General features: G+C 41.1%; 23 protein-coding genes. 19 read left to right on the forward strand and 4 right to left on the reverse strand.

Annotation, left to right across the window (positions count from 1 at the left end):
* Positions 1-18: 18 nt before the first annotated feature.
* Together QZT69_RS01585 and QZT69_RS01590 are read right to left on the reverse strand one after the other, a co-directional pair.
* Positions 19-594 (reverse strand): YqgE/AlgH family protein, encoded by a 576-nt coding sequence (locus QZT69_RS01585; RefSeq protein ID WP_294669885.1) that lies wholly within the window; start codon positions 592-594, stop codon positions 19-21.
* Between the two features lie 72 nt (positions 595-666).
* On the reverse strand, positions 667-3,270 hold the full coding sequence (locus QZT69_RS01590; RefSeq protein ID WP_294669887.1) for a putative LPS assembly protein LptD: 2,604 nt from the start codon (positions 3,268-3,270) through the stop codon (positions 667-669).
* A gap of 353 nt (positions 3,271-3,623) precedes the next feature.
* Here QZT69_RS01590 and QZT69_RS01595 point away from each other — a divergent pair, with 353 nt between their 5' ends.
* The 6 genes from QZT69_RS01595 (at position 3,624) to QZT69_RS01620 (ending at position 9,822) form a co-directional block, all read left to right on the forward strand.
* On the forward strand, positions 3,624-4,763 hold the full coding sequence (locus QZT69_RS01595) for an N-acetylmuramoyl-L-alanine amidase (RefSeq protein WP_294669889.1): 1,140 nt from the start codon (positions 3,624-3,626) through the stop codon (positions 4,761-4,763).
* A gap of 5 nt (positions 4,764-4,768) precedes the next feature.
* Complete coding sequence (locus QZT69_RS01600; RefSeq protein WP_294669891.1) at positions 4,769-5,806, forward strand: MlaD family protein; 1,038 nt, start codon at positions 4,769-4,771, stop codon at positions 5,804-5,806.
* Positions 5,807-5,815: 9 nt separating this feature from the next.
* Positions 5,816-7,144 carry a (Fe-S)-binding protein gene (locus tag QZT69_RS01605; protein WP_294669893.1) on the forward strand — a complete coding sequence of 443 codons (1,329 nt, stop codon included), beginning with the start codon at positions 5,816-5,818 and terminating at the stop codon, positions 7,142-7,144.
* Between the two features lie 109 nt (positions 7,145-7,253).
* Positions 7,254-8,048 (forward strand): (Fe-S)-binding protein, encoded by a 795-nt coding sequence (locus QZT69_RS01610; protein WP_294670075.1) that lies wholly within the window; start codon positions 7,254-7,256, stop codon positions 8,046-8,048.
* Positions 8,045-8,500, forward strand: a complete 456-nt coding sequence (locus QZT69_RS01615) for a hypothetical protein (RefSeq protein WP_294669895.1) — start codon at positions 8,045-8,047, stop codon at positions 8,498-8,500. Before QZT69_RS01610 ends, QZT69_RS01615 begins: the two co-directional genes overlap by 4 nt.
* A 77-nt stretch (positions 8,501-8,577) precedes the next feature.
* Complete coding sequence (locus tag QZT69_RS01620; protein WP_294669897.1) at positions 8,578-9,822, forward strand: pyridoxal-dependent decarboxylase; 1,245 nt, start codon at positions 8,578-8,580, stop codon at positions 9,820-9,822.
* 213 nt (positions 9,823-10,035) lie between these two features.
* Here the strand turns inward: QZT69_RS01620 and QZT69_RS01625 are convergent, their stop codons facing one another.
* Both QZT69_RS01625 and QZT69_RS01630 read right to left on the reverse strand, forming a co-directional pair.
* The gene (locus QZT69_RS01625; protein WP_294669899.1) at positions 10,036-11,073 is read right to left on the reverse strand and encodes a DUF4421 family protein; all 1,038 of its coding nucleotides are present in this window, start codon (positions 11,071-11,073) and stop codon (positions 10,036-10,038) included.
* Positions 11,066-13,168, reverse strand: a complete 2,103-nt coding sequence (locus QZT69_RS01630) for a S9 family peptidase (protein ID WP_294669901.1) — start codon at positions 13,166-13,168, stop codon at positions 11,066-11,068. Before QZT69_RS01630 ends, QZT69_RS01625 begins: the two co-directional genes overlap by 8 nt.
* 68 nt (positions 13,169-13,236) lie before the next feature.
* On the opposite strand from QZT69_RS01630, the gene QZT69_RS01635 reads away from it, so the two are divergent.
* The 13 genes from QZT69_RS01635 (at position 13,237) to QZT69_RS01695 (ending at position 25,078) form a co-directional block, all read left to right on the forward strand.
* Entirely contained in the window at positions 13,237-14,010 is a 774-nt protein-coding gene (locus QZT69_RS01635; protein WP_294669903.1) for a class I SAM-dependent methyltransferase, read from the forward strand.
* 43 nt (positions 14,011-14,053) lie between these two features.
* Positions 14,054-15,025, forward strand: a complete 972-nt coding sequence (locus tag QZT69_RS01640; protein WP_294669905.1) for a cytochrome c peroxidase — start codon at positions 14,054-14,056, stop codon at positions 15,023-15,025.
* A 161-nt stretch (positions 15,026-15,186) separates the two neighbouring features.
* On the forward strand, positions 15,187-15,768 hold the full coding sequence (locus QZT69_RS01645) for a sigma-70 family RNA polymerase sigma factor (RefSeq protein ID WP_294669907.1): 582 nt from the start codon (positions 15,187-15,189) through the stop codon (positions 15,766-15,768).
* Positions 15,769-15,888: 120 nt separating this feature from the next.
* Positions 15,889-16,809, forward strand: a complete 921-nt coding sequence (locus QZT69_RS01650; RefSeq protein WP_294669909.1) for a hypothetical protein — start codon at positions 15,889-15,891, stop codon at positions 16,807-16,809.
* Between the two features lie 248 nt (positions 16,810-17,057).
* Positions 17,058-18,002 carry a hypothetical protein gene (locus QZT69_RS01655; RefSeq protein ID WP_294669911.1) on the forward strand — a complete coding sequence of 315 codons (945 nt, stop codon included), beginning with the start codon at positions 17,058-17,060 and terminating at the stop codon, positions 18,000-18,002.
* A gap of 87 nt (positions 18,003-18,089) precedes the next feature.
* A complete protein-coding gene (locus QZT69_RS01660; protein WP_294669913.1) occupies positions 18,090-19,139 on the forward strand; it encodes a quinone-dependent dihydroorotate dehydrogenase in 1,050 nt (349 codons plus the stop codon).
* The gene (locus QZT69_RS01665; protein ID WP_294669914.1) at positions 19,132-19,989 is read left to right on the forward strand and encodes a hydroxymethylglutaryl-CoA lyase; all 858 of its coding nucleotides are present in this window, start codon (positions 19,132-19,134) and stop codon (positions 19,987-19,989) included. Before QZT69_RS01660 ends, QZT69_RS01665 begins: the two co-directional genes overlap by 8 nt.
* A gap of 15 nt (positions 19,990-20,004) precedes the next feature.
* The gene (locus QZT69_RS01670) at positions 20,005-20,655 is read left to right on the forward strand and encodes a hypothetical protein (protein WP_294669915.1); all 651 of its coding nucleotides are present in this window, start codon (positions 20,005-20,007) and stop codon (positions 20,653-20,655) included.
* 66 nt (positions 20,656-20,721) lie between these two features.
* Positions 20,722-21,138 carry a hypothetical protein gene (locus tag QZT69_RS01675; protein WP_294669916.1) on the forward strand — a complete coding sequence of 139 codons (417 nt, stop codon included), beginning with the start codon at positions 20,722-20,724 and terminating at the stop codon, positions 21,136-21,138.
* 88 nt (positions 21,139-21,226) lie between these two features.
* A complete protein-coding gene (locus QZT69_RS01680) occupies positions 21,227-21,673 on the forward strand; it encodes a hypothetical protein (RefSeq protein ID WP_294669917.1) in 447 nt (148 codons plus the stop codon).
* 128 nt (positions 21,674-21,801) lie between these two features.
* On the forward strand, positions 21,802-22,134 hold the full coding sequence (locus QZT69_RS01685) for a hypothetical protein (RefSeq protein ID WP_294669919.1): 333 nt from the start codon (positions 21,802-21,804) through the stop codon (positions 22,132-22,134).
* A gap of 53 nt (positions 22,135-22,187) precedes the next feature.
* Entirely contained in the window at positions 22,188-24,515 is a 2,328-nt protein-coding gene (locus QZT69_RS01690) for a TonB-dependent receptor (protein ID WP_294669921.1), read from the forward strand.
* Positions 24,512-25,078: a type 1 periplasmic binding fold superfamily protein gene (locus tag QZT69_RS01695; protein WP_294669923.1), complete on the forward strand. Its 567-nt coding sequence runs from the start codon at positions 24,512-24,514 to the stop codon at positions 25,076-25,078. Before QZT69_RS01690 ends, QZT69_RS01695 begins: the two co-directional genes overlap by 4 nt.
* Positions 25,079-25,261 lie beyond the last annotated feature (183 nt).

Here is a 25,261-nt window from a genome sequence, read left to right on the forward strand (position 1 = left end):
AAGATAAGATATTTCCTCCTAGTTGTCTGCCGGATTTACAGGATAATCAGCCATTAATTTATATTTTCCGCCCAATCTGGCCAATAAGTCCCGCCAGAGATCATCATCGAATGCATTGAAAATATTGAGGTCTTCCGGAGCTTTCATAACAACCCAGCTTAGTTCATCAATCTCATTTTGAAGCTGTCCGGAACCCCAGCCGGTATATCCGATGAAGAAACGCAGGTTTTCGGGCGTCATTTCGTCATTGGAGATCAATTGTTTGATTTCGGGATAATCTCCGCCCAGGTATAAGTTCCTTCCGATTTGAACACATCCGCTGATAGTTTTGTTTTGGTGCATATAGAACAGTTGGTTCCGCTCCACAGGGCCACCGAAACCTACCGGTATTTTTGCTTCCGGAAAATCAGCCACCACAGAGGTAATCTCAATTTCCAATGTATTGTTTAGTATTAATCCGAAGCTCCCTTCGTCGTTGTGTTCACACAATAAAATTACTACACGTGAAAAGTTACTGTCCATCAGGAAAGGTTCCGAAAGCAATAAATCGCCTTTTGCAGGGTTTGGTTGTTTGTTAATTTGTAAGGGAATCAAAGTAGTTTGTTTTTGAGGTAAAGTACAAACTTTTTTTAGTTGAAAAAAGAAACCCGATCCAATTTTGAATAATTAGTTAAGAACAATAGGTGGTTTACGGATATTGATGTTTGCATTCTGCAAAATGGAAGCATTTCCTCTAATTCCTATTGTAAAGCTCTTGTTTGTTCCGATCGGAGTCCAGTTAAATACCACATTCCAGCAATGGATATTCCGGTATAAATTGACATTGAAGTTGCTAATTACGCGCTGTTCAATATCATACATCATTCGCGCCCCGATTTTCCAGTTTGGAGTCAGGTTTACATCTCCGCTCAATGTTACCGTATTGGTTGGCAAGTAGCGCTTGCTTCTGTAAGTGGAAGTGTCTGAGTTTAAATTGAGCGATAAAATATGGTCAACGGTCAGTTTCCAAGGAATTTCAAAATAGACCATTTGGTTCGGATTTAAGATCCACTGCTGGTATTCCGGGTTCCAAACGTTCGACATCTGGTTGGAGATATTTTGCAGACGGTCACGGCTTTTTTTAGTCGTCAGGATAAGCGTTGTAGCGAATTGAGCAGATTTTATACGTCCGATTCCTTGTTTGGTTTTGAAGGCGTAGTCTTTCCTGATCAGACCTGTGGTATCATTCCATCCGTACCAGCTGTGATTGGCTGTGATCGTCAAATTGATAAATTCGTTCGGGTTAATGACCATACGCATGTTCAAATCTCCCCAGTTCATGGAATCTTTGAAAATATCGTAATCAGTGCTTAGAAAGAAGTTGTCGATCAAACGCGTTTTCCTGAACCCGGTTACGGTGTCTTTTTCGCTTTTTTGTTTCAGTTCAAAAGTGTTGTTCAGGCCAAAGACCACTCTTCCGGAAGATTGTGTGATGTTTTCTGCATACAAACTTCGTTCGAATTTGCTGTAGCGTACTTCGGTTGCCGTACCATTGATTGTGTCCGTATAGCTTTGGATTCCCTGCTGGATGACCGGTGCATAGTTGAATGAAATAGTAGGAGTCATTACGTGGCGAAGCAACGTTTTTCGTTTTCCTACGAAGCGATAGTAGGAATACAGGTTGGTTGTCAGGGAAACACTTGAATTGAACGAGTGGCTGAATCCCCCGGTGCCAATCGTATCAATGTTCACCACGTCAGCATAATCGCTGGTGTCGCTAACGGTTTTTACGATCGACTGGAAGTTGTAAACTTGTTTATAAGTAGCTGAAGGAGTAATCCGAACGGTGTTTTTCAACATGCTGAACGTTGCCTGAACATTGAAGTTCTGGGTGATCCCGTTCCTGAAATTCTGCCCGATGCGATTGAAATCCCCGTTTTTCAGATAAGTATCCATGAAGGATGACCTGTTCTGTATTTCATTGGCGTAGCTGATCCCGACGACTTTATTGACTTTTTTGAACGGGAAGATCCGGTTGGTGGTTTGGAAGTTGAAAATAGGAGAGGTAAGGTCAATGATTTTCGTAGCAGAGTTTTGTCTCAGGCTCAATTTCAGGTCTGCAGAGATAGGAAGCGACCCGAAACGTTTTCCCAATCGGATATCCGAGTTCAGAGTATTGTTGAAATACTGCGGATTGTTCTGGGTATTTAAGGTCTGCTTATTGGTCGAATTGGAGTTGTAGTTTACGTTTGCCGTAAACGACCAGTTCGGATTTAGTTTCGGGTCCTGGTTGTGTGTCCAGCGGATAGTTGTGGTGCTGAATACTGTTGAATCCGGGTAGCCATATCTGAAACGGGTATAACCGAGATCAAAATTCCCGTTGTATTTATAGCGGGTAGCATATTCCGAGTAATTTCTGAAACCGAAACTTCCGCGGGTATAACCGGTAGCATAGGCAATGGTTTGGAAACGTTCGGAAATGGGAATGTAATAGCCCAAATCCAGGAATCCCATTCCATAAGCAGAAATAAGTGAGTACTGCGGCATGATGAAGCCGCTTTGGCGTTCTTTTTTCTTTTTCAAAGGGATCATCGCAAAAGGAAGTCCGAGCGGGGTAGGAACTCCCATGACCCATAAATTGATGGGCCCCGAAACGATGCGTTTATCCGGTACCATTACGGCCTTCGAAAGCGCAAAATGGTAATGCGGTTCTTCCAGGTTGCAGGTAGTGAATTTACCATGAACAAAATGTACATCCTCATTGGGCTGGCGTTTCGCCTTTTCCATCATCAGATAATATTCATCCTGTTTGATAGCTGCTTCCTGAATGTATCCTTTTTCGGTTTCAAAATTGTAGCGGATAGAAGCGGCTTTCAGCGTATCACCGTTGTCTATGAATAAAGGTTTCCCGACTTTTCTTCCCAGGGAATCCTCCACATACGTAGCAAGTACTTCGTTTTTATTCAGGTCAATTAATAAGTATTCTGCCGACATGTCGATTCCTTCGTAATTCAATTTGGCTTCACCGTACAAATGGACCTGTTTCTTTTTTAAGTCCGAATAAATAGAATCACGGGCAGAATAGGTGATGATGGATTTGAAATCTGTGTCGTTGATGTAGACTTTGCGGACTTTGTTAGTGTCAGAAGGTATCCTTTTAATGGTGTCTGCCGGTAAAGCCTGTTGACCGAAAGCGAAAGATACAGGCATGCAAAAAACACAAACCAGCAAGCAGAATCCGGTCCTGATTGCAGCAGAAAAAATAAGGAAAGCGCCTTTTTTTGTTTTCAATGCTTGTATTAACGGTTTGCAACGCTTGTGCCAAAGCTTTTACCTCTGAGCCAATCGGGCAAAATAAGGACAGCGACGGCACAAAGCTACGAAAATCCTTTGCGATCTCTTTTCTTTGCGGTTAATTAAAGTTATTCTTAAATCTGTCACCGCAGAGAAACAAAGAGCACGAAGGTTTTGTTCGATTCTAAATTCCAGTTTAAAAAGTCCGTGTCTTGCAAAAGCCGGGCCAGAATTGCGTTTTCCGGATTGTAACGGTTTTTTCAACATTTAATTATAGATAAGTTTCCGTTTGGTCTCAAAATTGCTTGCAAAAGGGCATTAACTTTATTCCGGAATCGATATAACGCAATATGAACCGATTAGAAAACAGTTTGAAAGCACTTAGATGGATCGCAATGGCGATTCCGTTTATTCTGCTTTTTGGCTTTCAAAAAAAGGAGCAGCGCATTCACCTGAAACAACCAGGGACGATCAAAACCATTGTGATTGATGCAGGTCATGGAGGAAAAGATCCCGGTTGTCATGGTTCTTCAGCTCATGAAAAAAATGTCTGCCTGGCTATGGCTTTGGAATTAGGGCGGAAGATCAAAGAAAGTTATCCTGAGATAAAAGTCATTTTTACCCGAGATAAAGATGTTTTTGTAGAATTGGATGATCGCGCTAAAATTGCCAACAAAGCAAATGCTGATCTCTTTATTTGTATCCACGCCAATTCTGCTTCGCCATCCGCTTATGGAACTGAAACCTATGTTTTGGGATTGCACAAAACGGATGCGCAGGCAAAAATTGCCGATCGTGAAAACAGTACGATCTACCTGGAGGCTGATAAGGGTGAAAAATACAAGGATTTCGACATGTCACCGGACGCAATCATTGCTCGTCAGTTGCAGCTGTCCGTTTTCCTGGACCAATCGATCATTTTTGCAGATAAATTACAGGATGAGTTTAAAGCCATTGGCCGTTATAACCGCGGAGTGAAACAGGCCGGATTCCTGGTGCTATACAAAACAACAATGCCAAGTGTATTGATTGAAACCGGTTTTCTGACCAATAAAGACGAGGAGAAGTTCCTGGCAGATGAAGATGGACAGAAGAAAATGGCTGGAGCTATGTTTACTGCATTTGAGAAATACAAAGCCGGACTGGAAGGAGTAGATTATAAAACAAGAGGGAACCAGGAAGAAGTTGTAGACAAAGCCCCTATTGAAAAAAAGGACCTGAATGATAAGGTTGTATTCCGGGTGCAGATTGAAACCTCGGAGACAAGAATTTCCGCTAATTCCAGTCGTTTTAAAAAACATGAGGTATTTGAATATCAGCAGGATAAATTATATAAGTATACGGTGGGGGAATTCGCAGGAGACTTCACCGCGGCAAATAACTACAAGAACGAATTGAGACAAAAAGAATTTCCAAATGCTTTTGTGGTAGCTTTTCAAAATGGAGAGCGCATTAGTTTGGAAAAAGCTATTAAATTAGCAGAAAAATAAAAGTTTTGAAGATCAAAAAAGAAGTTAAGGCAGGTTTGATTGCTATTGCTGCAATTGGTTTGCTTGTCACCGGTATTAATTTTTTGAAAGGCTATTCATTTTTTGGGGGCGACCAAAAGTATACGGCGTATTTTCCGAATGCAGGAGGTCTTAGTGCATCTACTTCAGTTTATGTAAACGGCGTTATCGTCGGAAAAGTCATTTCTGTTGATTACAATCCCCAGGGAGATTCCACCAAGAAAGTGAAAATGGTATTTACCATCCAGGATGATGATTTGAAAATTCCAAGATCATCTGTTATTGAAACAGGTTCCGTGGATTTATTGAATAAAGGCTTGCTCATTTTTATGGGAGATGATCTTTCGAAAGGATATTTCACCGAGAAAGACCATATCCAGGGAAGAGTGCAGTTGGATATGTTCGGGCAGTTGAAATCATATGCCAATCCGGTGCTTCAAAAAGTTTCTGCTTTGGTAGTGAATGTGGATAAGACCATCACCTCACTAAAAGGATTCTGGGATACCACGGCAACTTCCGAAATCAGAGAATCTTTGGAGGAGTTAAAATTTACTTTTAAAAAATTCGGGAATATTGCAAATGATGTAGAAGGGTTGGTAGCAACTGAAAAAGTGAAACTGAGCCGTATCATGAACAACGTGGAGTCCATTACAGCAAACCTGAAAGCTTCGAATGAGAAAGTAACAAAAATGCTGGGTAACTTTGAAAAGATTTCAGACGACCTGGTTTCTGCGGATTTCAAGAAAGTTATCACGAATGCGAATGCTACGATCGAAAAACTGAATGCTACTTTTGCTTCCATTGAAGCCGGTAACGGTACACTTGGTAAATTGCTGAAGGACGAAAAGCTGTACAATGAATTGGTGCAAACCAATAAGAGCCTTCAGAACCTGGTTCAGGACCTTGAAAAACATCCTGAAAGATACATTCATTTCTCTGTATTCGGGGCAAAAACCAAAGGAGTTCCGATTACCACGAATGATGAGAAAAAATTACGTAACTTGTTAGATTCTATCCCTGATTAAAAACAGTTTATGATTGCTGCGATTATTTTTAGTGTATTGCTGATTGTCGGATTCGGATGGTTCGGTTTGAACATCTTAAAAATCCGTTCGAATATTTTATTGGGGAGAGAGGTCAATCGAAAAGACAATCCGGGTGAGCGTTGGAAGGTAATGACGCTGGTTGCTTTGGGACAAAAGAAAATGTTCAAAAGACCGATTCCTGCAATTTTGCACCTTGGTATCTATGTAGCTTTTGTGATTACACAGGTTGAGCTGATCGAGATTATTTACGATGGAATTACCGGTTCTCACCGGGCTTTTATGGCTTCTCTAGGCGGATTTTACACCCTGGTCATTTCGGTTATCGAGGTACTTTCCGTTGCGGCTTTGATTGCTACGATTGCTTTCCTTTCACGCAGAAATATTTTAAAACTTGCTCGTTTCCAAAAACCGGAAATGAAAGGTTTCCCGACATTTGATGCGAACCTGATCCTGGTGATGGAGCTTATTTTGGTTTGCTGTATCTTCACCATGAACGGAGCGGATGAAGCTTTGTATTTGAGAGGTGCATCACACGCTTCGCATGAAGCAGGCTCTTTTGGTTTTGCTATTTCTTCCTGGGTCGGTCCGCATGTTTTTGGCGGAATGAGCACTGAAATATTACTTGTTTTGGAGAGAATCGGGTGGTGGGGACACTGGTTCATGGTTCTGGCATTCCTGAATTACCTTCCGTATTCCAAACATTTCCACATTTTATTAGCCTTCCCGAATACCTATTACTCCAACCTGGAGAAAAAAGGGAAATTCACCAATATGGAGGCTGTTACCAATGAGGTTAAGTTAATGCTTGATCCTACAGCAGATCCGTTTGCTGCCCCGGCTCCCGATGGCGCTCCTCAGCGCTTTGGTGCAAAAGATGTAAACGATCTGACCTGGAAGAACCTGATGGATTCGTACACATGTACGGAATGTGGGCGTTGTACGGCATCTTGTCCGGCAAATATTACCGGTAAAAAACTTTCACCGCGTAAGATCATGATGGACACACGCGACCGTATGGTAGAATATGCTGACGGAAAACGCAAGAACGGAAAAGATTACGAAGACGGAAAATCCTTATTGTTCGATTATATCTCCGAAGAAGAAGTTTGGGCTTGTACTTCCTGCAACGCCTGTGTGGAAGCTTGTCCGGTAAATATTGACCCACTGGCAATTATCGTGGATTTGAGAAGGTATTTGGTGATGGAAGAGTCTAAAATGCCGACTGAATTGACAGGAATGCTGACAAACATTGAGAACAATGGAGCTCCGTGGCAGTTTTCTCCGGCAGACAGGGGGAATTGGATTCACGAAGATTAATACTTTGTAAGTTAAATGTAAAAAGTCAATAGGTTAAAAGTACACTTTTGAGAAATCAAAGTTTGAACCTTTTGAACATTTCAACTTTTTGAACACTTTAGAGAATAAAATTATGAGCACGATACACGTACCAACAATGGCCGAAATGATGGCGCAGGGACAAACCCCGGACATTTTGTTTTGGGTTGGTTGTTCAGGTAGTTTTGACGACAGAGCTAAAAAGATCACTAAGGCATTGGTTCGTATTTTGAATGAATGCAAAGTGAATTTTGCAGTACTTGGAGCAGAAGAGTCATGTACCGGAGATCCTGCAAAACGTGCAGGGAATGAGTTTACATTCCAGATGCAGGCAATGATGAATATCCAGGTTCTGGATGGATACGAAGTCAAAAAAATTGTGACTGCGTGCCCGCATTGCTTCAATACCTTGAAAAATGAATACCCTGAATTGGGAGGGAAATACGAGGTTATTCACCACACGCAATTGATCCAGGAGTTGATTAATTCCGGAAAATTGTCTTTGAAAGACGGTGGTGTATTCAAAGGAAAGAAAATCACTTTTCACGATCCGTGCTATTTGGGAAGAGCGAACGACGTGTATGAAGCACCGCGTGTTCTGATCGAAAAACTGGATGCCGAATTAGTGGAGATGAAACGCTGCAAGACAAACGGCTTGTGTTGTGGTGCAGGTGGTGCCCAAATGTTCAAGGAAGCAGAAAAAGGAAACAAGGAAGTCAATGTAGAACGCACGGAAGATGCTTTGGAAACCCAGGCTTCGATCATTGCAACCGGCTGTCCTTTCTGTAATACAATGATGACGGATGGAGTGAAGAACTTCAACAAGGAAAATGAGATCCAGGTCCTGGACGTAGCAGAATTGATTGCAAACGCAGCTGAATTATGATTCCCTTTGATAAATTAGAAGATCAGGCTAAGGTTTGGTCTTATCAGTCAGATCGATTGTTAACAGATACTGAAGTACAGTGGATCAATGAGCAGTTAGACCCTTTTTTGGAGGAGTGGGCTGCTCACGGCACCAAATTGAAAGCTTACGGTGAAGTGGTAAATCACGCACATTTGATCCTGGCTGTCGATGAGAGTGCACACAATGCTTCCGGTTGTTCAATAGACAGTTCTGTAAGGTTCATCAAACAATTGGAGAAGGAGTTGGGAATTTCTTTTTTCAACCGTTTAAAAATGCTTACTCTGAACAATAATCAGTTCACTTACGTGAATTATGCCGATCTGAGCAGTTTGCCGGAAGAAACAATCGTTTTTAATAATACGATCAGTAATATGGGAGAATTTAAGTCTTCCTGGAAACTGCCGGTAAAAAACATCATTTCTCAACAATAACGTTAAAAAAAGTTCAGACTGATCTAAGTCAGTTTTCGTCTGTTCATTTTGTCCAAACTTTGTAAGAAAACAAAGTAATGGAGTGGAAACGAAAGTCAGAGGCGGAAAGCAAACAGCGTGTTTTTGATGCTCTAAAAAATAATGTGAACTACCGAAGCGGATCTGTTTTAGGAGTTCCGGGTACTTATCTTGATCCCAAAGTGTTTTCCGAAGAGATAAGTTTTGTAAGGGAAGCACCTTATCTTTCAACATTGGTCCACAACCCCAACCATATTGGCTGTCACACCCTGGGTGATTCCGAATCTTATTTCGAGGGAACGCAGGTACTGGAGCGCGAGGTCATTCGTATTTGTTCTGAAAATATTTTGAAAGCAGATCCCGATACGGTTGACGGGTATGTTGCAGCCGGAGGAACCGAAGCAAATTTGCAAGCCATCTGGATTTATCGAAACTATTTTTTGCAGGAACGCAAAGCTTCTCTCTCAGAAATTGCGGTGGTTTGCACTGAAGACAGCCATTACAGCATGCAGAAAGCCGGTAATATTTTTCAAATCCAATGTGTTTTATTACCGGTGGAGAAGGAAAAGCGCGTGATTGACCGTGCTGCAGCAGAAGCAAAGTTGGCTTTATTGAAAACAAGTGGTGTAAAATACATCATTGTGGTCAGTAATATGATGACGACGATGTTTGGTTCTATTGATAAGGTCGAGGAGTATGTCGAACTGATGACAGCTTTTGGTTTTCAGTTTAAAATACATGTTGATGCAGCTTACGGAGGATTTTACGCACCTATCGTAGATGAGAAAAACACGATCAATTTTACTCACCCGATGGTCAATTCATTCACGATGGATGCTCACAAATTATTACAGGCGCCTTATGGAACAGGGATTTTTCTAATCCGTAAAGATTGGATGAAATATGCACATACGGATGCTGCTTCCTACGTTGTTGGTGCGGACTGTACGCTTTCGGGAAGTAGATCAGGAGCGAATGCAATTGCAATCTGGCTGATTTTTGCTGCTTACGGAAGGCATGAATGGTATGAGAAGTGTATGACGTTGGAACGGCGAACTTCCTGGCTGACTAAGGAATTGGATACACGTGGAATTCGATATTTCCGGTCGCCACTTTCCAATATCGTGGCTATACATGCAAATCAGATTCCGGTTGGATTGGCTTCAGGATATGGTTTGGTTCCGGATGATCATCATCAGCCATCCTGGTTCAAGATCGTAGTGATGGATCATGTAAGTATCGAAAAATTGGAAGTTTTTTTGGAGGAATTGGATGCAAGTATGGTGCATAATGAGCGTCTGTGATTTTTTTGACTATAAATTGCTTTTTAATAAATATTTGATTATTAAATATTTGGGTGTATTCTTGTGAAGTCTTAATTGAATACGTTCGCAATTTAGCGAATTTGCGAAGCAGAGAATTTTAAAATTCAAAACTAAACGTTCAATCGGTGTTTGATTTATCTGAACATCGAATTCAAATAACTCATTTGAAATGTCGGGCAAATAAATGAAGGGTTATTTTCTGTCTTCTTTAGCTTTTTTCTCGGCAGCTTCCCGTGCTTCCTTCTTTTTGCTCACATTTAAGCGTATTCCTCCTACAAGCCTTAGGTTGTAATAAGTTTGCTTGTAACTGAAATCATTGAATGCAATCGATTTGTTGTCAAAATCACTCACAAACATGATGAAGTATTTAGGTTTGTTGATTCCTCCGATGATTTTGAAATCAACACGAGGAGCAAGCCCCAGGAAACTTCGGGTTGTGCCGTCAAATGTATAGATCTTGGATTGCAGTACTAAGCCCAGACCACCCATGATTCCAAACTGGAAAATCCGCCATCTGCGTACGTAAGCATAGCCTGGAACAACACCTACGTCAAAAGCCGCGATTAGATTGGAAGATGTCTTACTTTCTGTTGTATCCTGCAATTCACCTGGCAGTATAGGTTGGGTAGACGATATTCCGTGATAATTCGTAGTGTACTTCAGGTAAAAAGTCCTGACATCCCGATGGTAGGAAGCCGTTTTTCCTCTGAAAGCAGCCATTTTGAAGTCGTTCTTGAAAAACTGCCATGCATTGATGGAAAAACTGGCAGCATTGATGTCTTCCCGGATCAGGTTGGGTTCATCCGGATTGATCGTGTCGTTCCAGCGGTCGGCATTTTTCAGAGCATATCCCTGGTACAAATGCCAGTCCACATCAAAATACATGTTCTTGAAACTGAAATCAAATCCTAAATCGTAATATTTGGTTTTCCCGAATTTGTTTTTGGAACGTACGGAATTAGGAAGTGTAATCCCAAAGCGCAGAGACATCCATTTGTAGGAAAATCCGAATCCCAGCACCGGATTGAAGTTGTTCCGGAATTTTACGTTCTTCATTCCATTCGGAAATGGATAGGAAATGGACATGGGAGCAGTACTCCATCCGAAATCCGAATAGAGAACGAGCCTGTTCCTGTATTTCTGATAGGGTAATAAACTGTCTGCTTCCTGGCCGATAACCCCGGCGGCAAATACACATAAAAACGATATGAGAACTAAAAATCTACTCATTTATACCTTGCATGGAACATAAAAATGCGAATTCTTTTGCTACTTCCAGTCGTTCGGTAGATCTTCCCGAACCTCCGCCGTGCCCGGCGCTCATCGTACAATCGAACAAGATCGGAGCAGTACCTGTTTGGTTCTTTCTCAATTTAGCGACCCATTTCAAAGGTTCCCAGTACTGGACCTGTGAATCGTGATAGCCGGTTGTAATCAGCATGGCAGGATAATCCATCTTTCGTACATGATCATATGGAGAATAGCTCAGCATATACCAATAAGCATCTTCTTCATTCGGATTTCCCCATTCTTCGTATTCACCTACAGTTAAAGGAATACTTTCATCAAGCATGGTCGAAATCACATCAACGAAAGGAACCTGAGCTATAACACCTTTAAATAAATAAGGTGCCATATTTGTAACGGCTCCCATCAATAAACCTCCGGCACTTCCGCCTTGAGCATAAATGGAGTTCGGGTCGCAATATCCTTTTAGTGCCATCCATTCAGCCGCATTGATAAAATCTGTGAAGGTATTCCGCTTTTGGTTCAATTTACCGGTTTGATACCAGTTCTCACCCAGGAATTTACCTCCGCGAATATGTGCAATGGCATATACAAATCCCCTGTCAAGTAAACTTAAGCGCGTTGCGGAGAAAGCTGCAGGAATGGTGACACCATAACTTCCGTAACCGTAGAGCAGGAGAGGTGCTTTTTTCAGATCAATTCCTTTTTTGTAGACAATTGAGATCGGAATTTTCTGACCGTCGTTTGCAATTGCCCAGATCCGCTCCGAAACATAGTTTGCAGGATTGAATTTTTGGTCGATCAGTGTTTTTTGGAAAAACAATTCGGAAGTTTTGCTTTCAACGTTATACTTGTAGATCGAACCGGGAGTTGTCAATGAGGTATAATGATAATTCACCGTTTTGGATTCATAGTTCTCATTGAAGCTGAAATTCAACTCGTAAACTTCTTCCGGCATGGAGATCACATCGAAGTTTGTAGCATTTAAACTTCCGACCGAAATCTCGGTTCGTCCCATTTTTCGCGACTGAACAGCCAGGAAATTTTTGAAGACTTCCACTTCTTCCAGGTATACATCGTTGCTGTGTGCGATCAGAATCTCACAGCTTTCAATAGAAGCCGGAACAGATTTTGAGAAAACCAATTTCCGGTTCGGACTGTTTTGGTTCGTTAAAATATAAAAACCGTTTTCATGGTGATCGACCTCATACAAATGATCTTTTTCACGTTTCAGGAAACAGCTTGCCTTTTCGGCCGGTTTGTCGGCTTCAATCATCCGGGTTTCCGAACTGGTACTGCTTACGGCATGGATCAGGATGAACTTTTTATCCAGTGTTTTAGTAATATAAACGTAAAAACGTTCGTCCTTTTCTTCAAAGACCAATTCATCTTTCGAACTACTGGTTCCCAGAACGTGTCTGTAAACCTGGAATTCGCGCAGTGTGGTCGGATCTTTTTTGACGTAGAAAACAGTCTTATTATCGTTTGCCCAAACTATACTGCCGTCGGTTCCCGGAATTTGCTCTTTAAGAATTTTGCCGTTTTTGTTTTCTCGGAATGAAATGGTGTAATTGCGTCTTCCGATCTTATCCTGGGAAAAAGCAACCAGTTCATTGTTCGGAGAAATAGAGAAATCTCCAAGAGCGTAATACTCATGACCTTTGGCCAGTGCATTTTCGTCAAAGAAAACGGTTTCTTTTTTTCCTTCAATCAGGATGAGCTGCCGGTAATCTGCGTCTTTTATTTGGCGCCATTGAAAAGTCTGGCCCTGTATTTCGAAGGGAGCGCTGGTTTCTTCCGGATTTATACGCCTGTCGAATTCAGTAAGAAAAGTATTAACCAGGTTCTGTTTTTGATCAAAAAATGCTTTGGAATAATTGTTCTCTTCGGCAATGTAATCCAGTACGGGTTTTGAATCGCGTTCATTCATCCAGAAATAAGGATCAATCCGCACGTGATTGTGTTTTACGAGTTCTTTTGGGATTTCCTTAGCAACTGGAATGTGAGACTGGCTTTGTGAATTCACGATAAATGGAGTAAATGAAAATAATGAAAGTAATCGGAGAAAATTCTTCATACTTACAAATTTACGAGAACTCTTTTTAGAATTGTGGGTCGGTTGCGTGAGTTTATTAACTTTGTTTTATGAAAAAAGTATATAAGTTTCTTCTGAATAAATTACCAAGACCTCTTTTAATCCGTTTAAGCTACGTTTTTAAATTCTTTGCTCCTTTAATTTATAAGGGGAATAAGGTGGAGTGTCCGGTATGCGAACAAAAATTCAGAAAGTTCTTATCGTATGGTTCGAATGTCTCGCATCGCGAAAATGTACTTTGCCCGTACGACCTGACTTTGGAAAGACACCGCTTAATGTGGCTTTATTTGAAGAGAGAGAGCAATTTTTTTACAGCGGATAAATTAAAGGTGTTGCACATCGCACCGGAACAATGTTTTCACAAGAAATTTAAGCAACAAAAGAACCTGGATTACCTGACCGGTGATTTGCTTTCACCGATCGCAGATATGCATTTTGACCTGCACCAGATTCCATTGGAAGATAACCGATTCGATGTGGTTTTTTGTAATCACGTGATGGAGCACGTAGACGATGCTTTAAAATGTATGAAGGAACTGCACCGCGTAATGGCTCCGGGAGCATGGGGAATCATGCAGGTTCCACAGGATATCACACGTACTGAAACTTACGAAGATTGGAGTATTACTTCACCGGAAGAACGCGAGAAGCATTTCTGGCAGAAAGACCATGTGCGTTTGTTTGGAATGGATTACCCGCAATGGTTGGAAAAGGCCGGTTTTGAAGTGGAAATTGCCTTTGAAAACAATCCCATTTCGGATGAAGAAATCGAACGCTTCCGTTTGGCGAAGACTGAGATACTCTATATTGTGAGGAAAAAGTAAGCGTCATTTTCTTTTTTCATAGTAACTTAGAAGCTAAGGTGTTATGAAATTCAATAAGAACTTCTTTTTTTTAGGTCTTCTGATCTTATCTATCGGTTGGAAATGCTCCGGACCCGTGGAAAAACCGATTATTTCCGGAATTCCTTTCCCGAAAGATAATCCCATTACAGCTGAGAAAGCCGCTTTTGGAAAACGTTTGTTCTTTGATAAGCGCCTGTCGAAGAATAATGATTTGTCATGCGCAACATGCCACCGTCCTGATAAAGCTTTTACCGACGGACGGACTAAAAGCATCGGAACAAACGGATCAACAGCTATGCGGAATGCTCCGAGTCTGCTCAATGCTGCTTATGCTAAAAGTTACATGTATGACGGGGAAGTGAAAACGCTTGAACAACAGGTACTTGTTCCTATCCAGGACCACCTTGAAATGGGAAGCTCCATGAAGGAAGTACTTCAAAAACTTTCAAATGACCCGGAATACAAACGTCTGTCAAGAACAATCTTTGATCGTGAGTTGGATGCATACGTCATTACCCGTGCTATAAGTACTTATGAAAGAACACTTATTAGTCGGAACAGCAGGTTTGACAGGTACCGAAAAGGAGAGGAACATGCATTGAATTCCGATGAGATTGCCGGCTGGAAATTGTTTTCTGAAAAACTCTATTGCATCAAATGCCATTCTGGTCCGGATTTCACGAATTACAGCGTTGTGAGCAACGGGCTTTATGTAGATTACGGATCAGACCAGGGAAGGTACCGGATCAACGGTTTGGAGAAAGAAAAAGGAGCGTTTAAAGTACCAAGCCTTAGGAACGTATCTTTAACAGCTCCATACATGCATGACGGGAGCCTCAGGACCTTAAAAGAAGTTATTTTGCATTATTCGGGAGGAGGGGCTGAGCATTCTAATAAGTCTACTCTAATTAAACCATTTCATTTAAATGATTTGGAAATCAATCAGTTGGAGTCTTTTTTTAAAACATTAGTTGACACATCAGGAGTGAATTAACGAATAATTCTACTTAATTGATAGGATTAATTGTACTATTCGTCGAAAAACTGTTAAAAAAGCGGACGTAATTTTCTTATTTGATAATAAATTGAAAAATATCCCGTTATATTAGATATACCCAAGCAAAAAATTATGCAAACCCAAAATCCAAATATACCATGGCAATTAATGTCTATTTCCACCAGTCACCGGAACTTCTCCAGGAGGAGCAAGTATGGGTGATGCAGGCAAAGGAGGATCCGGCAAGATTCGAACCTTTGTACCGTAAGTATTATGATGCGATACTTCGTTATTTGAAACAACGCATGGAAGACCCGGAGCAAGCCCACGATGTTGCTTCTCAGGTCTTTATCAAGGCGATCAAGAATCTATCGAAGTATGAAGACCGAGGAGTGCCGTTCGGTTCCTGGCTTTACAGGATAGCCAAGAGCGAATTGTACCAGTCCTATCGAGAAATGCAATCGAACAGAACCGTTTCTGTGGAGCATGTTCAGATTCCAATTTTCGACACTTTGTTTTTTGATAATCAAGAATTTGAACACAATCAATCGTTGCTTTTGTCGGCAATGCAAAAATTAAAAGAAGAACAATTGAAGCTGATCGAAATGCGATTCTTTGAACAACTAAGTTTTAAAGAAATCGGGGAATCGATAGGTATCACCGAAAACAATGCGAAAGTGAAAACTTTCAGAGCATTGGAGAAGTTGAGAGAATACTTCCTGGGCAGGTACGCAGCTTAAAAAATGAGACCCTGACATTTATCGTCAGGGTTTTTTATTTATAGTTCCCGGGTGGAAATGCAGTAAGTTAAAAAAGCGTTGTTTTTTGGAAATTAGTTTTGAAAGCGCTAACTTATTATCATGAAAGCCATTAGTTCACTGAGATTTAAGATCCGGTATGCGTTTCTTTCCACCTTCATGGTGGTTTCGCCCATTTTTCGTGCGCAGCATTTGAATACGCAGCAAAATTGGGCTGTAAATAAACATGAGATTTCATTAGGTCTCGGCGCAACGGGTTTTTTAGGAGATTTGGGAGGTGCTGACCAAGCCGTTTCCGATTACAGTCTGAAAGACATCGATTTCAATTCCTCACAATTTGGAGGTTCGTTTTCCTACAGGTATCGTTTTCACCGATATTTCGCTACATCTACAATGATTCATGCAGGAATGCTGCAGGGAAGTGATGTTTTTACATCAGAGCCCGTCCGAAATATGCGTAATTTGAATTTTCGTTCGTTCTTTACTATGATAAGCCAGCGGTTTGAAGTTGTTTTATTAGCCAATGAACGGGCTGGTCGAAACCGCAGATCAGGAAGGTACATTGACCACAACGAACAGTTTTATGTTGTCGGAGGTATCGGTGGAATGTATTTCAATCCTAAAACCAGGTACCAGGGAAGCTGGGTTACACTGCACGATAAGCATACGGAGGGGCAGGGGTTGCCCGGAGGTCCTGCGCCATATAAGCGAATTACAGCAACCGTTCCGCTTGGTGTCGGTTTCAGAATGGGAATTGGTCAGTTGTGGAGAATCGGTCTGGAAGTAACTTACGTCAAAACATTTTCTGATTACATTGATGATGTGAGTGGTGAATATTATGATCCGGTAATGATTGGAGCTGCTTATGGTCCGGATGCCGCTTATTTGTCGAATCCTTCAGAAACTCCGGAAGCCTTTAATCCGGGTAGTCAGCGGGGAGGAAAGCACAAAGACGCGTTTTTTTATGCAAATATTATGCTTATCAGGAACATTACTTATAAATCCAGGTCAAACAGGTTTTAAAGTCCGAAACCGGTTTGCAATAACAAATTATGAATTAAACAGATGTAGTTTAAGAGGAAGTATTCTGTCTTTTATTTTCGTGGAAATTTTTTACATTTTTTTTGTATTTGTGAAAAAATCATTCAACAAAACCGGTGACTTGTTCATTAACAATTACCTTTTAAAAAAAAGCAACAAAATTTTTAGGTGGCTGTTGTTTAAAAAGCTAATTTAGCGTCGTGGAATCTACTACAACATAAATTTTTAGAATGAAATACATAACTCTAACTATTTTATCTATAGTTTCAACAATTTCACTTGCGCAGAGTTCAAATTTCAATACACAGCGGAATTGGGCAATGAACAAGAAAGAAATTTCTATTGGTCTTGGCGCAACCAGTTTCCTGGGAGATCTTGGTGGTGCGAATCAAATTGGTACTGATTACAGTTTGAAGGACATTGATTTCAATTCGACACATATCGGTGGTTCTTTATCTTTCAGATATCGCTTTCATCCTTATTACGCAACATCTACGATGGTTAATCTTGGTATGCTTCGTGGTAATGATGCATTGACTGCCGAACCGATCCGTAACATGCGTAATTTGAATTTCCGTTCGTTTTTCGCGATGTTAAGCCAAAGGTTTGAAATCATTGTTCTGGCGAATGAAAAGATTGGACGCAGATACAATATTCCCGGATTGAGAGGTTTTACAGACCATAATGAGCAGTTATATTTTATCGGGGGTATCGGTTTGATGTATTACAACCCGAAATCACTGTACCAGGGAAGCTGGGTGGCTTTACAAAAACTGCATACTGAAGGTCAGGGGCTTCCGGGAGGTCCTGAGGAATACAAACGAATTACAGCTACGGTTCCACTTGGGATCGGGTTTAGAATGGGAATCAATCGTATGTGGAGAATTGGTTTGGAAGCATGTTATGTAAAAACGTTCTCCGATTATATTGATGATGTTCATGGGACTTATTACGATCCTGCAATTATCGGAGCAACTTATGGACCTCAGGCAGCATATTTGTCAAATCCGTCCAATAATCCTTCGGCATTTGAACCGGGTAGTCAAAGAGGTGATAAGCAGAAGGATGCGTTCCTTTATGTGAACATCATGGTGACACGAAATATTACCTATAAGTCTGCATCCAGAGGCGGACCAATGAAATTTGGAAAACGCCACTACAGAGCGAAGTTCTAAATCGATTTTTAAAATTCTTTTAACAAAACGGGCTTGTCTATTGATAAGCTCGTTTTGTGTTTTTAACTTTGGTACAAATTAATCGAAATGTACCCTTTGTTGAGATGGTTTCTCTTTAAGTTTGACCCCGAAAAAGTTCACTATTTTACCTTCCGACTACTTGGCTTCTGGCTCAAAGTGCCCCTTGTAAAACCGATCTGGAAGTCCATTTATTGCATGAAAAATCCGCTGTTGGAAACGACCGTTGCCGGAATAACTTTTCCGAACCCGGTTGGACTGGCTGCCGGATTCGATAAGAATGCACTGCGAATAAATGAATTGGCAGCTTGTGGTTTCGGTTTTGTCGAGATCGGAACAGTAACACCTGTAGGCCAGGAAGGAAATCCCAAGCCGCGTTTGTTTCGTTTGCTGGAAGACCAGGCGATCATTAATCGCATGGGGTTCAATAACGATGGTGCGGAAGTAATCGTTGAGCGCCTGAAGAAGCTGAATCCTGAATGCATCATCGGCGGAAATATCGGGAAGAACAAAGTAACTCCGAATGAAGAAGCAACTTCAGATTATTTAAAGTGTTACCACGCTTTAGAGCAGTATGTGGACTACTTTGTAGTGAATGTTTCTTCACCGAATACTCCCAATTTACGAGAGCTTCAGGATAAGGAACCACTTACTGAACTTCTGCAAACTTTGATGGATGAACGGATGAAGATCAATTCTTCCAAACCGATCTTTTTAAAAATTGCTCCGGACCTTACTGATTCCCAGTTAGATGACATTGTGGATATTGTCCATGATACAAAAATTGCAGGAGTTATAGCAACAAATACGACTATTGAACGTGGAAATTTACTAACTTCAGACAGCAAAATCGAATCAATCGGTGCAGGCGGAGTTTCCGGTAAACCCCTGGCACAAAGATCTACTCAAGTAATTAGCTATTTGTTCCAAAAATCAAGTGGCTCTTTTCCGATCATTGGTGTTGGCGGGATTTATTCGGGAGAAGATGCAGTCGAAAAATTAATGGCAGGAGCAAGCCTGGTACAGGTTTATTCAGGATTTATCTATGAAGGACCGGCTCTGGTAAAGCGAATCAATAAAGCGGTTTTGAAAAAAAGAAAGGAAATTGCACATGGATAATAGTCGCGTTTTTATTACAGAGTGTCCCAGAGATGCCATGCAGGGAATCAAGGAGTGGATTGATACTGCAGATAAAATTTATTATTTGAATTACCTGCTGAAATGCGGTTTTGACACGCTTGATTTCGGAAGTTTTGTTTCCCCTAAAGCAACTCCTCAAATGCGCGATACTTCATCTGTCCTGGAAGGACTGGATGAAAGTGAAACCAAATTACTGGCAGTCATCCCTAACGAAAGAGGAGCTGAAGATGCAGCTAAATTTGAGCGGATCCATTTTTTAGCATATCCTTTTAGTATTTCGGAAACATTTCAATTAAGAAACACCAATGCCACCATTGAAGAATCTTTGAGAAGGGTAGAAGCAATTGCTAATATTTGTCACAAAGAAAACAAAGAGCTGATGTTATATCTTTCAATGGGATTTGGAAATCCATACGGAGATGCCTGGTCCCCGGATCTGATTGTAACGTGGGCAGAACGGCTGACACAATTGTTTGAAGTTTCTCGCCTTTCATTGGCAGATACCATCGGTATTGCAACTCCTGAGCTGGTGAAACAGGTGTTTTCAACGGTTTCTACCGAATTTTCAAATATTCAGATCTCTGCTCATCTCCATACTTTAAAGGAAAATGCTTCTAAATTAACACAGGCTGCTTATGAAGCTGGTTGCCGGTATTTCGAAGGTGCTGTTAAAGGTTATGGAGGATGTCCGATGGCCAAAGACGAATTGACGGGAAATATGCCTACTGAGCGTATGCTGGATTGGTTCAAGGAAAAAGGAATTGAGACAGGTGTTGATGCAGCTCGTTTTTCAGAAGCATTTGTAACTTCTTCTAAAATCTTTCATTAATTGGTTAAAGTTCTTATGAGATTCAGATTTATTTACTTTCTTCCGTTTTTTCTCCTGACATTATCTTGTGATGATGATGCGGACGATGAAATTACGATCGAAAAAAGACATGCTGCGGATAAAGAACCTGCCGACAATACAATTAGTACGGATTTTAATGCAAATGCATTCTCATCGAAAGTGGAAGCAGAGTTGTTGAAGGAACTGCACCTTTGTGATCCGAAAGCCACATCTGATGACGATCCGGAACATCCGACCTGCAGCCCGAAATACTTCCGTTTCTTCAAATTGAACAAACAAACACCATTAAAAGATGGATTTAAACTGCTGATCAAAGCCGGAGTAAATGGCTTTCCATTAAGAAGGCTGTTGATTTTCGAGCGTGAAGACGATGTACTGGTGAAACTGAACGGTTTTAACGGGAATTTGATCGAAGAACGTGAGTCGGCTTCAGGATATAATGATTTGGTAATCCGCTTCCCGGATAATGTTCAGGGAAATATTACCTATTATAACTGCTTGTTCCGATGGAAAGACGGAAAATACGATTATGTGAACTGTGAAGTAATCGATGAAGATGTTCCGAGAAAAGTGAGAGCTGAGTTCATTGATTCGATGGGGGTTGAGATTAAGAAAATCCTTGACCGGAATGATATGATCTTTTAATTGAAAATAAGAAGAAGCACTGCTTCTGATAACCGATCCACGGTAGTGGATTGAAAATAGATTGGAGTGAAAAGTTTCGTGTTTGTATTTCTGATTTTGATGCTGAGTGCTTGCGGAGATACGCACATTGAACCGATTGATCATTATATTTTAGTTCACGACAATTCTTCGAAAGTTTGGCTGGTAGACAAGCAGTTGGATGGTGATAAAGATTATACGCCGCTTCAGATCGAGTACAAAGAGATTATTGTTTTTCACGAATCTCGGAATGCCTATTTTCACACTTTGAAAACACTGGGAACAAAACCCGGCATTAAAAGATCTTACTGGCTGGATGAGTCCAAAAATGAATTCGGGTTTGTAGGTTCCAAAAAGAATATCGTTTTTGAGATCGTGAGTATGTCACGGACAAAGATAGTTCTGAAACCTAAAAATAATTCTTATAAATATACAATCGTACTGATCCCATTTCCTGAATATTAGATTTGGGCGTTTGATATGTCAATTTGAGTGAATGGATAAATCTTGTTCTTCAGGACATTCTTTCTATATTTGCCTGTAACTCAACCTTATGAAAAAACGAGTATATTTTCAATTCTTATTCCTTGGTTTGTTTGCTGTTTCCTGTGGTTCTAATGAGGCCTGCAAAGATTGCGAAACAGAAACAACTACTGATACAATTGTAGAAGCGGATAATTTAGAAGCGGCCTTAAAAGATACGATTACAGAGAAAAAGTCTGTTGCGATTGAGAACAAGGAAAATCACGAAAAGATTGTAAAAAAGTACGGAGAACAATGGGATTTTTGTACATGCGTTGTGGCAAACGATTCCATTAATGATGCTTTTGAAAAGGGGAATATGACTCCGAAACAAGAGGAAAAGCTCATGGCCCGCTGGGAACATGTGGATAATAAGTGCAAGGAATTACTGACAACCCCGAACACTACCCCGGAAGAGCGTGCCAAACACGATAAAAAAGTGATGAAGTGTTTGAAACAGAACGGATTGAAGAAATAGATCTTTAATCAGATAAAAACATTCAAAATGTGGGGACGCAAGGCATTGCGTCCCCACTGTATTTATAATTATCCTGATTTTTTAAAACTCTTATTGCAATTTAATTGCATTTAGTTTATTTTTGCCTCATGAGTAAATCAGTGATGCGGATTATTTCTTCCATTTTACTGATCGGTTTCCTGGGATTCCTGGTTCCGATAAACACTTGGCATGTCCTTTCTCATGATCACAAAGCCACACACCAGGCAGAACATTCCAAAACACTCACCTTCAAGCAGGGCCTTGAAAAATGTGGAATGTGTGATTTACAGCTTCCGCTTTTATTTCACGAAGCAGAAAGTGTTGAAATTCGTCTGGCTGATTCCTTTGATTTTCTTTTCATTGACTATACATGTTGTGAATTACCGGTAAAAGACACGCATTTATCCCTGCGCGGTCCGCCTGTTAATGAGTTAAGCTAAGAATCAGCATTTGGTGCTGATAACTCGTAGTTTCTTAACATCATTCAATTTTCATGAAATTTTATTTATTGGGAGTATTTATTTACTGCTCCTTTTTGACGTATTCACAAAATTGTACGGAAACCTATTCCATAACCGGACAGGTGAGGGATGTACATACCGGCCAGGCTATTCCGGATGCGCGTATTTCCATTGCTACGAAAACACTTCAAACGGATTCGCTGGGTTTTTTCCGATTCGATAAGCTTTGTCCCGGAAAGTTGGTCCTGCGCTGTGTTCCCCATTTTGGGTGCGAACCGGTAGATTTGGTTATAGCTATTCCTTACAATGATCTTGTCATCTTTCAAGTGGAAACGCATCAAATGGAATTAGATGAATTATTGATCGAAGCTTATCGTTTTCCACGGGAATCGCAGGAAACCATGACCTTGAAAACCAATGACATCTCTCAGATAAAAGGGAATACATTGGGAGAACAACTAATCCGTTTTCCGGGAGTAACAAGTTTGAGTACGGGGTCTTCCATTGTAAAGCCGGTCATTAACGGAATGCACAGCAATCGATTGGTGGTTGTGAACAACGGGATCCGGCAGGAAGGACAGCAATGGGGAAGTGAGCATGCTCCGGAAATCGATCCGAACCTCGCTGGAAACTTAACGGTAATCCAGGGAGCTTCCGGCTTACAATACGGAACGGATGCAATTGGCGGAGTAATTCTTGTTTCTCCGGATGAACTGCGTTATCATAAAAATACGGCCGGATGGGTGAAGCTGAACGGGAACAGTAACGGCCGGGGAGGAGGAATTTCCGGATTAGTTGCAGGTTCGTTAACCAAATCCGGGAAATGGGCGTATCGTGTTCATGGAACAGGAAGAATCTCGGGAACACAAAAAACACCGGATTACCGGATAAAAAACACAGCTTCCAACGAATACAGCTATAGCGCAGCTCTGGGATATAAAGGAGAAAAGTTTGAAATGGACGCATTTTATACGAAGTATTCCACAAACTTGGGAATTTTTACGGGCTCACACATCGGGAACTTATCGGATCTGAAAGCAGCATTCGAGGCTTCCATACCGAAAGATTCCGGGTATTTTACGTATCAGCTGGAAAACCCGAAACAATTAGTACAGCATGACTTGAGTAAGGTACATTTGGCATACAACTGGAACAAAAAGATTCGTACCAGTCTGGTATACGGTTACCAGTTCAATTTAAGACAAGAGTATGACCTGCACAAAGTTTATAACGATAGTCTTGCGGCATTGGACCTTCCGGCTTTCGAATTGAATCTTTGGACGAATTCACTGGAGGCGAAAACAGAGATTAAGCATACGGATCGCTTTAAAAGTGTTTTTGGTATTTCCGGACTGGAACAAAGCAATGCTTATTCGGGAAGGTTTTTCATTCCGAACTTTAAGAAGCTGCAGTTAGGTGGTTATTACTTAGGGATTTACGAAAATGAAAAATGGTTGTTTGACTTCGGTGTGAGGTATGACTATTCGAAATTGCAGGTCTTTGTATATGAGGAAGATGTGTTAACGAAACCGGTCAACCAATTCCAAAATCCGAGTGCTTCGGCCGGAGTATCTCGTTTGTTGGGACATCACTGGATCGTAAGATTGAATATGGGAACAGCCTGGCGCCCGCCGTCGATTAATGAATTGTACAGTAATGGGCTTCATCACGGAGCTGCGTCGATTGAAATTGGTGATGCACAACTGGATAAAGAGATTGTTTACAATTCTCAATTGGGAGTGCAGTACAAATCGCACCTTGCAAAGGTAGATCTATCTGTGTTTTACAATTATTTCGACGGGTATATCAACCTGCAGCCTTCGCTTCCTCCGATGTTAACGATTATAGGTGCTTTTCCGGTGTTTCATTACGTACAGTCTGATGTGCAGATCACAGGTTTGAACGGGAGGTTGGAAATTCCCATTGGAAAATATGTTTCCTACCAATTCCAGGGCAATTTCTTGTTGGGCACTGATTTAAGGACCAATCAGTATCTGTACGGAATGCCTTCCAATCGAATCACCCAGCGTTTGCGTTTTTCTACTGTAAGAACCGGAACAAAACTGAATTGCTTTGTAGAAGTAGAGTTGTTGGATGTGTTCAGGCAAAAGCGCTATGTCCCGAACTCCGATTATGTGAGTCCGCCAAAAGGGTATGATCTGTTGAGTGCACAAGCAGGGATTACCAAAAAAATGAATAATGGAGAGAATTTCCAGGTTGTTCTGGGATGCTCCAATATCACCAATTTAAGTTACCGTGATTACATGAACCGTTTCAGGTATTTCACAGATGAATTAGGACGGAACTGGACATTGAAAGTTATTGTTCCATTCGCATTAACCAAAAAAGAAAAAAGATGAAAAAAAGAGCAATTATTTTTGGATTACTATCCATTGTTATCGCACTGGCAGTTGCGTGTAAAAAAGAGAAGAAAAAAACAGTAACCACACCAACCAATCCGAATGAGCAGGAATTGATTACCACGTTTAAGATCGTATTTACGGATGCAAACGGCGTTTTACCCAATGTGGAAGCTCAATTTGTGGATATTGATGGTCCCGGGGGAAATAATCCGACTGTTTTTGATACGATCCGCCTGGCTGCAAATGCAACTTATAACGCCACAATTACTTTATTGAATGAAGCTGCAATACCGGCTCAAAATATTACTGAAGAAGTGGAAGAAGAAGGAGTCGACCATTTGTTTTGTTTTGATTTGACCGGCGGCTTGAATGCGGTGATCACTAAAACGGACCTGGATGCAAATAACCTTCCAATCGGAATTACGAGTCAATGGACTTTGGGGAATGCTTCAACCGGAACTTCAACCATTCGATTGCGACATCAGCCGGGAGTAAAGAACGGGCAGTGTGATGTAGGTGAAACGGATATCGAATTGAATTTCCATACAGTGATTCAATAATAAACCCTAAGGACGCGATGGTATCGCGTCTTTTTTATTAACCGCAGATAATGAAAGGCCGCGAAGGATTAAATCATTTCCCCTTTGCGCTCTTCCATTCTCCGCGGTGGGAAAGAAAAAGGCCTTCTCTTGCGAGAAAGCCTTTTTAATATTCAGTAGCTGAACTTGATTAATCCTGACGAT

It is taken from the genome of uncultured Fluviicola sp. (genome assembly GCF_902168135.1).
In the GTDB taxonomy this organism is placed as follows: domain Bacteria; phylum Bacteroidota; class Bacteroidia; order Flavobacteriales_D; family Crocinitomicaceae; genus Fluviicola.